Source organism: Streptomyces sp. NPDC090798 (genome assembly GCF_044768965.1).
Lineage (GTDB): Bacteria > Actinomycetota > Actinomycetes > Streptomycetales > Streptomycetaceae > Streptomyces.
Map to the genome: position 1 here is coordinate 363844 of NZ_JBIVXA010000009.1, position 15489 is coordinate 379332.

General features: G+C 69.4%; 11 protein-coding genes. 8 read left to right on the top strand and 3 right to left on the bottom strand.

Annotation, left to right across the window (positions count from 1 at the left end; genetic code table 11):
* Nucleotides 1-295: 295 nt before the first annotated feature.
* The 3 genes from ACIQTP_RS22015 to eccE form a co-directional block, all read right to left on the bottom strand.
* A complete protein-coding gene (locus ACIQTP_RS22015; protein ID WP_403401961.1) occupies nt 296-3598 on the bottom strand; it encodes an SCO5717 family growth-regulating ATPase in 3303 nt (1100 codons plus the stop codon).
* 358 nt (nt 3599-3956) lie between these two features.
* Nucleotides 3957-4823, bottom strand: coding sequence for a hypothetical protein (locus ACIQTP_RS22020; protein ID WP_403401963.1), 867 nt, complete (start codon nt 4821-4823; stop codon nt 3957-3959).
* Nucleotides 4824-4828: 5 nt separating this feature from the next.
* Nucleotides 4829-6154: a type VII secretion protein EccE gene (gene eccE, locus ACIQTP_RS22025; protein ID WP_403401965.1), complete on the bottom strand. Its 1326-nt coding sequence runs from the start codon at nt 6152-6154 to the stop codon at nt 4829-4831.
* 197 nt (nt 6155-6351) lie between these two features.
* Here eccE and eccB point away from each other — a divergent pair, with 197 nt between their 5' ends.
* The 8 genes from eccB (at nt 6352) to ACIQTP_RS22065 (ending at nt 15426) form a co-directional block, all read left to right on the top strand.
* Nucleotides 6352-7881: a type VII secretion protein EccB gene (gene eccB / locus ACIQTP_RS22030; protein ID WP_403401967.1), complete on the top strand. Its 1530-nt coding sequence runs from the start codon at nt 6352-6354 to the stop codon at nt 7879-7881.
* A gap of 55 nt (nt 7882-7936) precedes the next feature.
* The gene (gene mycP, locus ACIQTP_RS22035) at nt 7937-9151 is read left to right on the top strand and encodes a type VII secretion-associated serine protease mycosin (RefSeq protein WP_403401969.1); all 1215 of its coding nucleotides are present in this window, start codon (nt 7937-7939) and stop codon (nt 9149-9151) included.
* A gap of 115 nt (nt 9152-9266) precedes the next feature.
* Nucleotides 9267-10727 (top strand): PQQ-binding-like beta-propeller repeat protein, encoded by a 1461-nt coding sequence (locus tag ACIQTP_RS22040; RefSeq protein ID WP_403401971.1) that lies wholly within the window; start codon nt 9267-9269, stop codon nt 10725-10727.
* 299 nt (nt 10728-11026) lie between these two features.
* The gene (locus ACIQTP_RS22045; RefSeq protein ID WP_403401973.1) at nt 11027-11497 is read left to right on the top strand and encodes a hypothetical protein; all 471 of its coding nucleotides are present in this window, start codon (nt 11027-11029) and stop codon (nt 11495-11497) included.
* Between the two features lie 182 nt (nt 11498-11679).
* Nucleotides 11680-13302, top strand: coding sequence for a WXG100 family type VII secretion target (locus ACIQTP_RS22050; RefSeq protein ID WP_403402033.1), 1623 nt, complete (start codon nt 11680-11682; stop codon nt 13300-13302).
* Nucleotides 13303-13395: 93 nt separating this feature from the next.
* Complete coding sequence (locus ACIQTP_RS22055) at nt 13396-14607, top strand: S8 family serine peptidase (protein ID WP_403401975.1); 1212 nt, start codon at nt 13396-13398, stop codon at nt 14605-14607.
* A gap of 111 nt (nt 14608-14718) precedes the next feature.
* Complete coding sequence (locus tag ACIQTP_RS22060) at nt 14719-15057, top strand: WXG100 family type VII secretion target (protein ID WP_402049868.1); 339 nt, start codon at nt 14719-14721, stop codon at nt 15055-15057.
* A gap of 63 nt (nt 15058-15120) precedes the next feature.
* Nucleotides 15121-15426, top strand: coding sequence for a WXG100 family type VII secretion target (locus ACIQTP_RS22065; protein WP_390933486.1), 306 nt, complete (start codon nt 15121-15123; stop codon nt 15424-15426).
* The last annotated feature ends 63 nt before the right edge of the window (nt 15427-15489 follow it).

Genomic DNA, 15489 nt, shown 5'->3' on the forward strand with positions numbered 1-15489 from the left:
TGGCTGGTTGACCTACTGGATCAGGGTGATCGGGGGACGCCGGCGGGATTGATGTGTGTGTCTATCAGCGGCGGTCTCGGCGCGTCAACGGCGCGTGGACCCCGTGTGGCCTGCGGAAATAACGAGTTGGCGCGGATTTTTCGCTCATTGGTTCAGACCGGTGAAGCCCTCCTGGCCAGGGGGTGACGCCCTGTTTCGTGCCTGGACACGCGAAGGCCCGCGTCCTGGAGGAAGGGCGCGGGCCTCGGCGAGAAACGGTGCCCCTGAAGGGCCCGATCGGGTTACTGATGTCCGGTTACTGCTGTGGGGGTGCGGGCGGGGGAGGGGTCTGAGGCGGCTGGCCCTGGTACGGCGGATAGGGCTGACCGGGCTGGCCCGGCTGACCGGGCTGGAACTGCGGGCCCGGCTGCGGAGCCCCCGGATAGGGCTGGCCGGGCTGCGGAGGCGCCGCGTACGGCTGGCCCGGCTGCTGGGGAAGGGGCTGCTGCCCGGGAATCGGCGCTCCCTGGCCCTGCGGGTAGGGGTACTGACCCGGCATCGGCGGGGCGGCCACCGGCGGTGGGTTGCCGTCGTTCGTCCACAGGCCGTGCGACTGCTGGTGGCGCACGATGTCCTCGGCGACCATCGCGGAGAGGTTGAAGTACGCCTCACGCACCTTGGGCCGCATCATGTCGAGGTCGACCTCGGCACCTGCGGCGAGATGCTCGTCGAAGGGCACGACCACGACACCGCGGCAGCGCGTCTCGAAGTGGCTGACGATGTCCTCCACCTTGATCATCTTCCCGGTCTCGCGCACACCGGAGATGACGGTGAGGGACCGCGACACCAGGTCCGCGTACCCGTGCGCCGACAGCCAGTCCAGGGTCGTACTGGCACTGCTCGCACCGTCGACGGACGGCGTCGAGATGATGATGAGCTGGTCGGCGAGGTCGAGCACACCGCGCATGGCGCTGTACAGCAGTCCGGTGCCCGAGTCGGTCAGGATGATCGGGTACTGCTTGCCCAGCACGTCTATCGCGCGCCGGTAGTCCTCGTCGTTGAAGGTCGTGGAGACGGCCGGGTCGACGTCGTTGGCGATGATCTCCAGACCGGAGGCGGCCTGCGAGGTGAACCGCCGGATGTCCATGTACGAGTTGAGGTACGGGATCGCCTGCACCAGGTCACGGATGGTGGCCCCGGTCTCGCGGCGCACCCGGCGCCCGAGCGTGCCCGCGTCCGGGTTGGCGTCGATCGCGAGGATCTTGTCCTGTCGCTCGGTGGCGAGCGTGGAGCCGAGCGCGGTGGTGGTCGTCGTCTTGCCGACACCGCCCTTGAGGCTGATGACGGCGATCCGGTAGCACGACAGCACCGGCGTCCGGATCAGCTCCAACTTCCGCTGCCGCTCGGCCTCTTCCTTCTTCCCACCGAGCTTGAACCGCGAGGAGCCGCCTGAGGGGCGACCGCTCTTGGCCTTCTGCTTCTTGTTGTTGAGCAGTCGGTCGGAGGACAACTCCACCGCGGCCGTGTACCCGAGCGGGGCGACGGCCGGGTTGGTGGGCTGACGCTGGTCGTGCTGGATGGGCTGCGGCCAGGCGGCTCCGGTACGGGGGTCCACCGGCGGCTGGGGCTGCGGCTGCGGTCCCGGGTGGGGCTGCTGCGGGAAGCCGTAGCCGCTCTGCTGGGGGGCGTTCGGAGCCGGGGGCTGCGGGAAGCCGTAGCCCGACTGCGGGCCGGGGGCCTGCGGTACGGGGGGCTGGGGCGGGTTGGCCTGCGGTGCGTTGGTCTGTGGCGCGTTGGCCTGCGGCGGGATCGGCTGGGGAGCGGGGGCGCTCGTCTGCGGGAACCCGTAGCCGCTCTGCTGCGCTCCCGGCTGGGGCGGGACGGGCGCACTGGGCTGCGGGAACCCGTAACCGGTCGGCGGGGCCGGGGGGTTGGGCGCGGCGGGAGCCGGGATCCCGGGGTGCGGGAAGCCGTAACCGTCCTGCGGCGCGGGCGGCGCGGGTACGGGAGCGTCGGCGGCCGGAGGGGCCACGGGGCCCGGCGCGGGCGGCGGCCCCTGCGGATGCCAGGCGGCGGGCGCGGGCTGCGGAGCCTGCGGCTGGAACGGCGGCTGCGGTTGGGCCACCGGCGGTTGCGGCGGCACCGACGGCTGGGCGGGCGGCGGTCCCGGGTGGGGCTGCTGCTGAGGCTGCTGGGGCTGCTGAGGGGGGAAGCCGTAGCCACCCTGCTGGGGCGGCAGGGGCGGCTGTCCCTGCGCGGCGGTGGACTGCGGCGGGACGGGTGCCTGCCCTTGCGCGGCCGTCGGTTGCGGCTGCTGCGGGGGCCCGGGCTGCGGTGGCACGACCGGCTGGGGCGAGGGCCACTGGGCCGCCGGGGCCGGGGCGGCGGGCTGGTAGGCGGGCGGTAGCGGCGGCAGTCCGCTCTGCGGCATCGGCGGGGGCGGGGGAGTCCAGGCGGGTGCGGCCGCCTGCGCGTCCTGCGATACGTGGGTCCCGGCGTCCGGCGAGGTGTCCGGCGCGATGTCCTGGGGCCAGTCGTCGAAGACATCGGCTTCCTGCGCCGCCGCGTCCTGGGATACGGGAGCCTCAGGAGTGGAGTCCTGAGGCGCGGTCTCCGCCGTCGCGGCGGCTACGGGCCGTTCGCCCTCCGCGTCGGCGGCGCCCTCGGCGCCCTCGACGTCGCCGTCAGAGGCACTCGCGGGCTCCTTGAAGCCACCATCAGCTGAGGCTGAGGCTGAGGTTATGGCTGCGGCGTCCTCGGAGTCGTTGTCACCCGCGTCGGCCGGAACCTCCGAGGCCTCGACCTCACCGTGCGGGCCGTCTTCGCCACCGGTCTCGTCCGTCACGTCGGTCGCGGCGTCCGTGGACTCCTGCCCGTGTCCCGCGGCGGAGTCGGAGCCGTCGCCCACGGGGCTGTTGTCGGAGTCGTCGCCCACAGGAGCGGCGCCGGCGCCGACGTGCTCGCTGGTGCCCGCGTTGGCGCCTTCAGTCGGCGAGGGCGCCGCCCCGCCTGCCGCGGCCTCACCGGAGGCATCGGCGGACTGCTGCTCCCCGGCCGGCACGGCGGGCGCGCTCAGCTCGAAGTCACCGCCGGTCGTGTCCTCGCCGTCCGGTCCGTCACCGACGGGCGCGCCCTCGGCGACAGCAGTGTCCGCGGCAGGGCCGGCGGACGTTTCCTCGGCGGCTCGGGCCGCGGCCTCCCGCTCCGCGAACTCCCGCTTGAGCGCGGCGGCGGAGAACCGCATGGTCGCGCCGCTTTCGATGTCACCGTTCCCGAGACCCGACTCGTCGGCCGCCACGGTCGGCGGCGTCCAGGCGGGCTGCGGTCCGGACGCGGGCACGTCCGCAGACACCGGCACGGCCGGGGCAACGGGCGCCGCCGGAGGAACCGGTACGGCCGGGTCGAACGACACCGGCGCAGCGGACGGCGCGGGCGGAGCGGGGGGAGGCGGAGTCTGCGAGGCCTGGGCCGAATGGCCCGACGCGTTCTGCGTGTACCAGGCGGGCGGCGCGTAGTCGATGGTGAACTCGCCCGTCGCCTCGACGGCGGACTCCGCGTCGGACTGGTCATCGCCGGGTGTGGCCCAGCCCCCGCGGATCCCGTCCCGATCGCTGTTCACAATTCCTCCTGGTGTGGTCAAGCACCCTCAATGCCGTGCTGACGCGACCGTTCGCTTCGCGTCTGACTTCGCGTCTCTTCGTGCGAAGCGCGGGCGGGTCCGTCGACGGGTGGGTCGAGGGATACGGGTCGCGCCCGGTCCCAGCCTAATCACCACGAGCGCCACGACGGCAGGCCCGTCCGCCCCTCCGCACGGGTCCGCTCCGTCACACCTTGCCCAGAAGCGGCGTACGCACGCATCAAGCGAGTGAACAAAACGGGCAATCGTGGTGAACAAGCCGGGCACGACAAGGGGGAAATCGTTCCCAAAGGTCCAATTGTGGACCGGTGTTGAGTCGGCGACGCTCGGGGACGCTCGGTCAGTCCATCCTGCGCGGCGTACCGAACAATCCGGTCTCGGCGTCCGTGGGCTGAGTCATCACGTACTGCCGGTCGCGGTCCGCGCACCAGAGCGTGACCCCGTCGGCGAGCGTGGGCAGTGAGTCCACATCGCCTCGGGGCAGCGCCAACGCCCGCCCTATTTCGGCGGCTTCGTCCGGTGAGACCCGCTGCACGCCGACGAGCCGCGCCTGCCGCAGCAACCGGGGGGCCACCGGGCTGAGATAGGGCAACAGCGTCAGCACCGACTGCCAGGGGCCGGAGACCACACGCCCGCGCGGCGGCCGCATCCCGCAGTCTCGCACCACCAGCACCGGGTTGCCGGCCGAGGAGCCCTGCGGCGGAACCCGCCCCACGTCGTGCACGCTCATGCCGTTCTGCCCGCCGCCCATGGCGTGCACCATCTGCATCCAGGCCGGCGCCCGTCCCGTCTCCACGGCCACGCGCGCCCCCGTGGCCGCCGCTCTCAGCGCGAGCACCTGCGCGGTCCAGAGGCCGCCGATCAGGACGACGTCGTACGGCGTCGGCCGGTTGAGGCCCAGCACGGCGGGCTGCCCCTCGGCGTCCACCCCGATGACGACCCCGTCGTCCCCGATGGGCAGCGCGAGCGAGTCGACCTGCTCCACGGACAGCGAGTGCCGCCCGTGCCGAGGCCCGATCAGCCCGAACCCGCTGCGCAGACGCCCACGCCCCCGCTCCGCGACCGAGTTGGGGGAGCCGGCCGATCCGGCCCCCGAAGCTCCACGAGCTCCCGGATCCCCTGAGGCCCCGTACGGCCCCGAAGCCCCGAACCCACCCGAGTTCCCGTTCCCGTACGCCCCCGAGGCGGTGGCTCCACCTGTGGTCATGGCCATCAGCGAACACCCCCGAGAGGCAGCGTGGCGAGCACACCGGGCAGCTGCTCGCGATCGAGCCGGGCCAGCCCCGTGCCGGCCTGGCGGGCGGCGTGCTCCAACGAGCGGCGCGCCGCGACCAGTTCGTCGTCGCTGCGGCCGGTCACCCGCATGTGCCCGCACACCGACACTTCTTGGCGCTCTCCGCGCCGCAGCGTCAGGCTGAAAGTGGTGGCCAGCGCGGGCACGGCCGTGAGCAGCGCGACGAGTTGCGGCAGGGAAGGCCCGCCGCCGCCCAGTTGGGGCCAGCGTCGCACCCAGTACGTCGTGTGTCTGCGGTTGTCGCAGCGCCAGCTGCGGCCGGACTCCTCGGTCCGCCGCGCGGGCAGGTCGGTGCGTCCCGCCTCGGCCGTCACCAGAGGGTTGGCACACGCCGAGGTCGCCACCGCGGCCGTCAACTCCTCCTCATTGAGCACCGTGGTACGAAAGCCCGCCCCCGTGAGCCGACTCGCGAGGTGGTCCGCGGCGCGCACGACGCACTTCTGCGCGCCGACGAGTCCACCCCCGCGCGCGGCCACCGCCTCCGGGCACAGCTCCGGATCGAGCTTCAACGCGATCCAGGTGATGCGCACGGCGGGCGCCCCGGTCTGCTCCTGGAGCGGTGCGTAGTTGCTGACGGCCACGGACTGCTGCGGCAGGTGCAGCGCGGGCGCGGGCTGTGTGTGCAGCACGATCTGCGCCGACTCCAGGTGGATGTCGTCCACGTCCAGCGTGTCCCGCACCAGCCCCAGGGGGAGCGGCTGGCGGCTCCGCTCGGCGCGCAGCGCGGTCGCGTCGGCCTCCACCTGAAGGACGGCGGTCACGAACGTACCGTCCCCGATCACGCCGACGGGTCGCCGGTCCTGCGCGCTGTACGCGGAGGTCCGCAGGCCCGGATCGCACTCCACGGCCGGGGCGAGACCGGGCTCCGTCCCGGGCGGTATCGGCGTACTCGCCGCGCGCCGCTGGCGCGCCCGCAACGCCCGTGCCGTGGCGAGCCATTCGGGCAACGAGCGGCCCCGGCGCCGTACGAAGGCGAGGAGGACGAGTGCGACCGCGACGACAGCGGCAGGCATCAGCGCGAACGGACCGACGATCCATCCGACGAGCAGCGCGGCGGCGGCGATTTCCAACAGAACGATCCGTTGCAACCGGAACGACCCCGACTGCCCGGGACGCACCTTGAGATGCAGCGCCCCCGTCTGTCCCTGAGCCCTCGCGGGTGCCGCGGACCGCTGCGACCGGGGTGCCGAGGAGCCCTGCTCCCGCGACCGGTCACGCGACCGGAACCGCGTTCCGGAAGCCATCACTGCATCCCCCCGTTTTCCTCACAACTCATTGGAACAACGCCACCACACAGGGCCCTTGAAGGCCCCGATACCCTACCCGCTCCACAAGACCGATCCCTTACCAGGCATAGTAGGGGGCCGGTCTGACAACGGAGGGCGGGGGACGTTGTACCCCCGAGCGCCGCCAGGCGATACACGGGGAGAAACAGGCACACATGGCATCTCGGCGGGACCAGCTCAACGCCTACACCTTCGCGAAGCGACGCATGCTCGCGTCCTTCGTCCAGTCGTCTCCCGACGGTTCGGAGGAAGGGGCGCCGCGCCCGTTGCGGGCGGTGCTGCCGGGCACCCTCGTCGGCGTGATCATCATGGCCGCGTTCGGGGCGTGGGGGATGTTCAAACCGACTGCCCCGCAGGGCTGGAACGCCGTTGGCGAGAAGGTGATCATCGCCAGCAAGTCCACCACCCGTTACGTGGTCCTCAAGACCGACGGCAAGGTCCAACTGCACCCGGTCCTCAACATGGCGTCCGCGAAGCTCCTCCTCAAGACGGGCAAGGGCGACGTCGTCACCGTCGACGAGTCCATCCTCGACAGGGGCACCATCCCGCGCGGGGTCACCATCGGCATCCCCTACGCTCCCGACCGGCTTCCCGCCGCCTCCGAGGCCGGCTCCGCGAAGCGCTGGGCCGTCTGCGAACGCCCGAGCGCGGGCGGCAGGTCCATCCAGAAGGCCGCGTTCGTCCTGGCCTCACGCGACATGGACAAGACCGAGGGAAGCAAGCAGAAGCTGGGGGGCGGCGAACTGCTGTACGTCGTGGGCCCGGACAAGACCCGCTACATCGTCGACGCGAGCGGCACGTCGTACGAGGTGGACAAGAACGACGAGTTGCTGCTGCGCACGCTCGTCGGCTCCGGCCGCGAACCACAGCGGGTGTCCAAGGAGTGGTTGGAGACCCTGCACACGGGCGACCCCGTCACCTTCCCGAAGGTCGAGGGGCAGATCGGCACCGCCGCGGGTGTCCAGGGCAGCCTGTCCGCCGCGGCGAACAAGGTCGGCATGGTACTCAAGGCGCCCAACGGCGCGACCGAGCAGTACTACGTCGTCGAGCGGGGAAAGGTGGCTCCTGTCTCGGACTTCACCGCCAAGCTGCTTCTGAACAGCAGCGACCTGGTCGGCCTCGGCCAGGCCGGCAAGGCTCTCGACGTCAGCGCCGGAGCCTTCGTGCCCAGCACGGCCGGGTTCGCCACGGACCACACCTGGCCGAGCCGCATGCCTGTTCCCGTCAACGAGGCGGACGCAACGGACGGGCACCGCAACACCGTGTGCAACGTCCTGCGCGACGTCGACAAGGGCAAGGGCGGGACGACGCTCAGCACTTGGGCGGCCACGGATTTCCCGGCCACCCTCCCGACCGGTTCCTCCAGCGCGTACGTCACTCCTGGCTCCGGTCAGCTTTACCGCCAGTTCCAGGGCGAGGAGACGACGGCGGGCGGTGTCTTCCTGGTCACCGACACCGGCCTGCGCTATGCGATGCAGTCCAACGACGACAGCGCCACGAACGCCCCGGGCGTCGGCACCACGGCCAAGGAGCGCAAGCAACTCGAGCAGGAGGCCCACCTGGCCCAGATCAGCCTGGGCTACTCCGACGTGGACCCGGCGCCCATCCCGGCTGCCTGGTCCCAGTTCCTGCCCACCGGCCCCCGCCTGTCGACATCGGCGGCACGCCAGCCGCAGGGCTCGTAAGGGGGAGTCCATGTCGTACGCACCGGCCGCAAGGCCTCTTCGTACCGTGGTCGTCATGGCCGCGACGCTGCTCGCTTCCACTGCCACCGTCGCCCTCGCACCGCTCGCGGCCGCGGACACGTCCACGGACCAGTGCACCTTCCCGAACAAGAAGTACGCGGGCCGCCCTTGGGCGCTGCAACGCGTCCTGCTGGACGAACTGTGGAGCCAGTCAAAGGGTAAGGGTGTACGGGTTGCTGTGATCGACACGGGCGTGGACGTGAAGAACCCGCAGCTCACCCGCGCCGTGGACACGGCGGCCGGTCTCAACCTCCTCCCGAAGAAACTGAAGGACGACAACGGAGACCCGATCGCACGGGGCAAGGAGAACGGCACGACGGACACGGTCGGCCATGGCACCCGCGTGGCGGGCATCATCGCGGCCCGGCCCATCTCCGGCACCGGATTCGTGGGCCTGGCTCCCGAGGCGACGATCATCCCCATCCAGCAGAACGACGCCGAGGGCCACGGCACGGCGGAAACGCTCGCCACGGCGATCCGGGACGCGATCCGGGCCAAGGCCAACGTCATCAACATCTCCCAGGACACCTCGAACGCGGTGGAACCGGCCCCGGACCTGAAACGGGCGGTGGACGAGGCGCTTGCCGCCGGCGTCGTGGTCGTCGCGTCGGCGGGCAACGACGGCCTGGGCGGCAACGACAAGGACACCTACCCGGCCTCGTACCCCGGCGTCCTGGCGGTCGCCGCCTCGGACCGCAACAACGAACGCGCCTCCTTCTCGCAGTCCGGCGATTTCGTGGACGTGGCGGCCCCCGGCGTGGACATGATCTCCACCGTCCCCAAGGGTGGCCACTGCTCCGACAACGGCACCAGTTTCTCGGCCCCGTACGTCGCCGGAGTCGCCGCTCTGATCAAGGCGAAGCACCACGACTGGACCCAACAGCAGATCGTGGCCCAGATCGAACAGACCGCGGAACGCTCGGTGGCGGGCCACGACCGCCTGGTCGGCTGGGGCGTGGTCGACCCGGTCCGAGCCCTGACGGAGGACGACCACCCCATCGAATCCCCCGACCCTCATGAGGGTCTCTCGAAGGCCGAGGCCCCGACCCCGGCAAAGCTGCAACTGGGCGAAACCCCGGACGAACGGAACGCACGACTGGCTACGTATGTGGCTGTGGGGGCGGCGGTCTTGCTGGCGGGGCTCAGCGGGGTGGCGGTGGCGGTGCGGGACGCGCGGCGGAGGAAGCGGCGGGTGGCGGTGGCGGAGTGACGGCCTGGACACATGGCTGTTCTCAACATCTCCGATGCCTGGCCACTGACTGGTCAGACATCCATCGCGGTCATCGAAAGGACCTCTCCGCGTGAGCTTCGGCCCACCTCCTTCCATGTACACACAGTCCGCTCTGACAGCGGACGGCAGACAAAAGAAGCGCCGCTGGAAACTCTTCGGTGGCGTGGCGATCCTCCTGATCGGGGCGCTGAGCGTAGGCAGTTGGCTCCTCTGGCACGGTGGCAGTGTCTCGGCGCAGACAGCCGGCAAACCGTCGGCCAGTGCCGAACAGGGTCCGCGCGACATCCGGGAGACGGTCGAGAGCCGTCCCGCGAACGCGGCTGGACGCATGGCCTTCAGGTTCTCCGCCGACGACATGCGGGCCGGCGAGTCGCACGCCATGCCGGGCATGTGGGCGACGGACAAGATCCTCGCCAAAGGCATCAACAGAACCCTCGTGGGCTTCAAGGTCGGCAAGGATGCCACCACGGGCGACGAAAGCTGGCGCATCAGACTCGCCGGACCGATCTGCGGTACGACGCGTCATGTGACCGTTGGGGACCGCACTGCGGTCCTGTTCCGGTCCGGTGTCGACACCCACGCTCCGTGCGATCACGTGGCCTTCGTCGACCTCGACACGGGCAAGAAGCTTTGGGAGGCCCGGTTCTCCAAGGTGAACGCCCTCTACGACACGCCGAGTGTGACCATGACGCGTGCCACGGTCGCTGTGGCGTGGGGCAAGGGTTCGCAGGCGTATGCCATGGACCAGGGAAAACTCCTCTGGACGAGTACCCCTCCCCCCAAGTGCAAGGACGGGGGCCTGGCCGGCGGACGTGCCCTGCTCATCCGGACCGACTGCTTCGACGAGAAGAGCCTCGCCGGGTCGTATCGGGTCCGGAAGGTCGACCCCCGCACAGGCAAGGTCGATTGGACGTATCAGGTCGCCAAAGGTGTCCGGAGCGTCTACCTGGTGTCCGCCGAACCCGCCGTCCTCGCCGTGGCGGCGGGCGACGTCGAGATCACCGACCTGATCTCCCTCGACGAACACGGCAAGTACCGCGTCACGATACGCGTCGAAGGGGGCCACTACGTCGCCGACTGTGTCGATGACGAGGAGGACGGGGCGGTGGACAACTGCCCGACGATCGTGGTCGGAGACGGCCAGGTCTTCCTGACGAGCAGGGAGGACCCCGACGGAACCATCGTGAACAACTCCAACTGGATCATCGGATTCGACCTCGCGACAGGGAAGACGGTCAAGAAGTTCGAATCAGGTCACGACCAATTGCTGCATCCCCTGCGGATGAGCGGTGACCAGCTCCTGGCACTTCGCGAGAGCAGCGACCACATCACGCCCATGGGACTCGTCAGCCTGAACCCGCGAACCGGCAAGGAAACCCCGTACCTCTACTTCGATCTGCCCACCGAAGCCTGGACGCTCACAGACCCGACGCTGAACGACATCGTCGTGCAGAACGGACGGATCTTCTTCGGCACGAAGCAGGCGAGCGGGCCGAGCCATGCCAAGGAGAAGGCCTGGGAGTGGCTGGTTCTTGGGGTGGGGAGTGCGGGGTAGATCGTCGAACGGGTGCCCGTCCCTTGCCAGTTCGCAATGGCTACACAGCAACGCCGAATGAGTAGGAGTACTCAGGTCCGCGGCCCTGTGGGCCACGTAGTGTCGAGTGGCGGCACGGGCTCAGGCGAGCGCGAGGGCGCGGTGAAGAAGCAGTGAAGCTTCGCTGGGTGGTAGCACAGCTGTTGCATATAGCAGTTGGGGCTGTCATAGGAAACGACTAGAGTGATGTCGTTGCGGATATGAACGCTTGAGGGGTGCAGTCGCCCGGAGCGGGCGACAAAACGGGGAGGGAAGGCGTCATGCTTCCTGCGGACATGACAGGCGGGGCGTCGCCAAGCACAGCTGCGGACCTGAAGGTCGGCGCCGGCGTGCTGATGACGTTCAAGCAGCGCATCGACAAACTCCTGTCCGAGTTCGGGGACTCGGCGGGCAGCGCTTCCAAGGTGGGTGCGCACCGCGTCTCGCGGACTTCTCTCAGCGGGCACGGCAGCCCCTTCCACGAGGCGGACGCCCTGTTCGCTCAGTACGAGCAGGTTCACGAGCACATCACACAGCTCTCCAAGACGCTGGGGCTCCAGATCGAGGCCATGGGCATCGCGACGCAGGGCGCGCAGAACGGCTTCGACAGCCTCGATGACGACCAGCGCCGCCGTTTCTGGGAGATCCAGATCGAGACCGACCGCCTGTACAGCGAAGCCCAGCAGGAGAAGTCCGGCGAGGGTGAGAAGAAGCTGAGTGACGCCAAGAAGTCCACGAAGGGACTCCAGTAGTGAGCGGCGACGACAAGGCGCCGAAGGAGTTGACTGACCAGCAGCGCGTCGACGTTCAGGTCGGCCAGGTCGACGCGGTGTCCGGGGTGTCGAACGTGATGCACGACGCGTTCGGATTCAAGCGCGTCCGCCTCCTGACGTACGGGAAGGTCACGGACTTCGAGGACCACAAGCTCAACGCCATGATCGACCTGGTCCATCAGGCGAACCCCGCCGACCTGGAGCATGCCGGCGAGACGTTGGCGAAGGCGAGCAAGGCGATCAGCGACGCCGCCGTGGAGCTCAGACGTCACCTCAAGCATGCGGGTGAGGACTGGCAGGGCGAGGCCGGCAAGGCGTTCCAGACGTGGGGAGAGGGCCTCGCCACGCACACCGAGAGCCTGGCCACGTACGCCGACGGCGCCGGGGTGCAGGTCACAGCCGCCGCGACGGGGCTCGCGTCCGTGCGCAGCTCGCTGCCACCCCGGGACCCGCGCCCTGCCCTTGACCAGAAGAAGCCGGGGCAGCTCCCGGTACTCCAGCAGTTCGAGGGCAACAAGCAGTATGCCGAGGCGGTCCGGGTCGAGAAGGACCGGCAAGAGGCGATCAACCAGATGAATCGCCTCGCCTCCTTCTACTCGGTGTCCGGGTCCGAACTGGCGAAGCTGGACCCGCCGGCTTTTCGGTCGATGCCGGATGTGGGGATGCCGCCTGCGTCCGAGGCACCGAGTGGAGGTGCCAATGAGCACACGCGCCACTCGAACCTGAGCTCAGTCCACCAAGCGGCTGCGGGTGCGAGCGAAGGCAGCCATGTGTCCCACAGCGAGGGCGATTCCGGGAACGGCCGTCTTCCCTCTGCGCATCCAGCCGTGGACACAAGTGTCGATCTGCATCGCCCCACTGTCGGTACGGAGATCAACAGCGTTGGCACGCTGCCGCCAGAAACCGCGAAGCCGACGCCAGTTCTCCCCCCTTCCACAGCAACGGGACCCAGTGCGCCTTCTGGGGGAATGCTCCCGCCCATGGGGACCGGCGTGGTACCTCCCGCCTTCGGAGGCCCGGTCGCGCGCGCTGTCGGACTTGGCGGAGGAGCGGGCGGCAGGACTCCCGGATCGACTCAAGGGCGGGTTAGCACCTCTGAGGGAACCACTGCCGGAGGCCGTACGGGACGCGGTCCCGCGGGACCGCTGGGCCGCGCATCCGCGGTTGGCCAGCAGGGTGCCCGTGGGCCTGCGTCCGCGACGGGCAGGTCGCCCATGGGGCGGGGTGTCACCGGCGGCATGCCCAGAAGCGGGGGTACGACTGGTTCACGCACCGGCGGCACGCCGGGCGGGCGTGTGGGCGGCGTGCCCGGTCAGCCTGGGGCACGGACGGGCCCCGGAGCCACGGGCGCTGCGCGTACGGGCGGCGTGGTCGGAGGCAGGCCCACTTCTGAAGCGGGCCCGAGTGGGACTGGTGCCAGAGTTCCACGCGGCACGGTCATCGGCGGCGAGGGCGCAACCGGCGCTCGCGCAGCGGGTGAAAGGCCGGGGCAGCGCGGAGTGATCGGTGCGAACAACCCGGCGTCGGGCACGGGGCAAGGACAGTCTCAGCGCCGGTCTCCAGGTAATGCGGACCGTGTGGTCGGCGCGCCCGCGAGTCGGGCCGGCGGCAGGGGCAACGGAGCCGCGTCCGGTGGTTCTGGCCTGGTGTCCGGTTCCGCGGAGGGCCGCAGCCCTGATCGTGCCGCCGGTGGGAGAACGCAGCGTCAGCAGCACTCCGCCGAGGACAAGGAGCGCTCACGTGATGACGCGCGGCGCGGCGATGCGCCGTCGGCGACCGACTGACCGAAACGACCGAGGACGTACAGAAGCATGAAGTCAGGGACTGGCGTACGCCGTGTGCGGGCCGCGCTGTGGGCTGGGCATGCCCGGAGACATATGACCACCGTGGGCGCGACGCTGGGTGCTCTGGCCGTCATGTCTGTTGGGCTGGCCCCTGCCGCGGCTGCCGACGACATCCAGGCGCAGCAGTGGTACTTGGACGCGATGAACGCCCAGGGGCTGTGGAAGGTCAGCACAGGCAAGGGCATTTCGGTCGCGGTCGTCGACACTGGCGTGAACCCGGACACGAATTCGTTGAAGGGCCAGGTGCTGCCTGGAGTCGACGCCACGGGAACCACCGGCGATGAAACGGACGACTACACCGGTCACGGCACGTCGATGGCCGAGTTGATCGCAGGGACCGGCCGGGGTGGCGGGCTCAAGGGAGTGGCGCCCGGGGCCAAGATCATCCCAATCCGCACGGTACTCCTCGGAATCGGCAAGAAGGGTGAGGAGCAGGGTGATACTTCAGCGAAGGCCATCCGAGCTGCTGCCGATTCCGACGCAAAGATCATCAGTATGTCGTTCGGTACGTATTCTGAGGACGACGGTGAACGTGAAGCCGTGCAGTACGCGCAGAGCAAGGGGAAGCTGCTCATTGCCGCTGTGGGTAACGCTGCCGATATCGCAAAGAACTACATCGGTTATCCCGCCAAGTACCCCGGTGTGGTCGGAGTCTCGGCGATCAACGAAAATGGCGAGGTAGCCAAGTTCTCGCAGGACGGCGCGTACGTGGACCTGGCCTCGCCAGGCGTGGACGTACCGACCTGGTGTGACAAGACGTTCAAGTCCTACTGCCCCCAGAGCAATGGCACCAGCCAAGCCACCGCCATCACTTCCGGTGCCGCCGCCCTCATCTGGGCCGCCCACCCCAAGTGGACCGCCAACCAGGTCCTCCGCGTGATGATCGACACCGCCGGCCGGGACTGGCCGAAGAGCACCCCGAGCCGGTACCTCGGGTACGGCACGATCCGTCCGGCGCAGGTTCTCCTGAAGGGCAAGGGGGTTCCCGGAGCCGCCGACGTCGACCCCGTCACGAACAAGAAAACGCCCGGCCTGTCCGTCGGCACCGGCACCTCGCCCTCGGCTTCCGCATCAACCTCGTCACAAGCCGCGAACTCCACTTCAGGCGGCCAGACTTCAGCGGCAGGATCAAGCTCGAATTCGTCCGGCAACACCACGCTGTGGGTCGCTCTCGGAGCCGCGGCGGCGGTCGTGGTGATCGGCGGCGGGGCCTTCGCGGTGATTCGCTCACGACGAGGCGTATGACTGTCATGGCCCACCTCCCGTGAGGGACAACGGGTCGCGCAATGAACGAGCGCCTCACCACCCGGTGTAGCGCCAGGAACACAAATCCTTCTCACGAAAGGCAGTGCCGAGATGGCTGACGGCCGCAAGCTAGACGACGCACACGTACAAAAGCTCCAGACGAACGTCATCGACCGGTACGACAACGTCAAGAAGCACCTTCAGCAGCTCCAGGGATGCATCGACATGATCGAGGCCAACTGGACGGGCTTCGGCGCCAACGCGTTCAAGACCAAGCAGCACGAAATCAACGAGCACATGGCCGGGATCGGCCGTATGCTCGACGACTTCCTGAACGGAATCCACCTCACCAAGCAGGACAAGGACAGGCTCGAGGACGAACTCCACTCCACGATCTCCAGCATCGAAGTGGACGCCGGCGCGAAGACCTCGGCGCTCAACCTGTACTGACGGGTTCGAGTCGCACCCCCGGACCGTGAGGTCCTTCTCACATCGTCAAGGAGATGAGGAAACATGACCGGCACGCCACACCTCCAGGATCTTTCCGTCAAGTACGGCGTCCTGGACGCGCTCGCCACTGAACTCGGCGGCCTGGCCAAGCAACTCGAGAGCGATCTCACCCAGTTGAAGCAGGGCGTCCACAACGCGGCAGAGGGCTGGGCCGGCGACGCCTACGACGCCTTCCAGCGGAAGTCGAAGGAATGGGACAACCACACCAGCGCCATCCATCAGGCGCTGCTCTCCATCACGCAAAAGGTGCACCAGGCCGGCGGTGACTACCGCGGCGGCGACAAGAAGGCGGCCAGCTTCTTCGAGTGAGACGGGCTGGCTGGAGGCACCGGGGGTGGGCACGCACGGGAGGTGCCCACCCCGCGTTGCGAC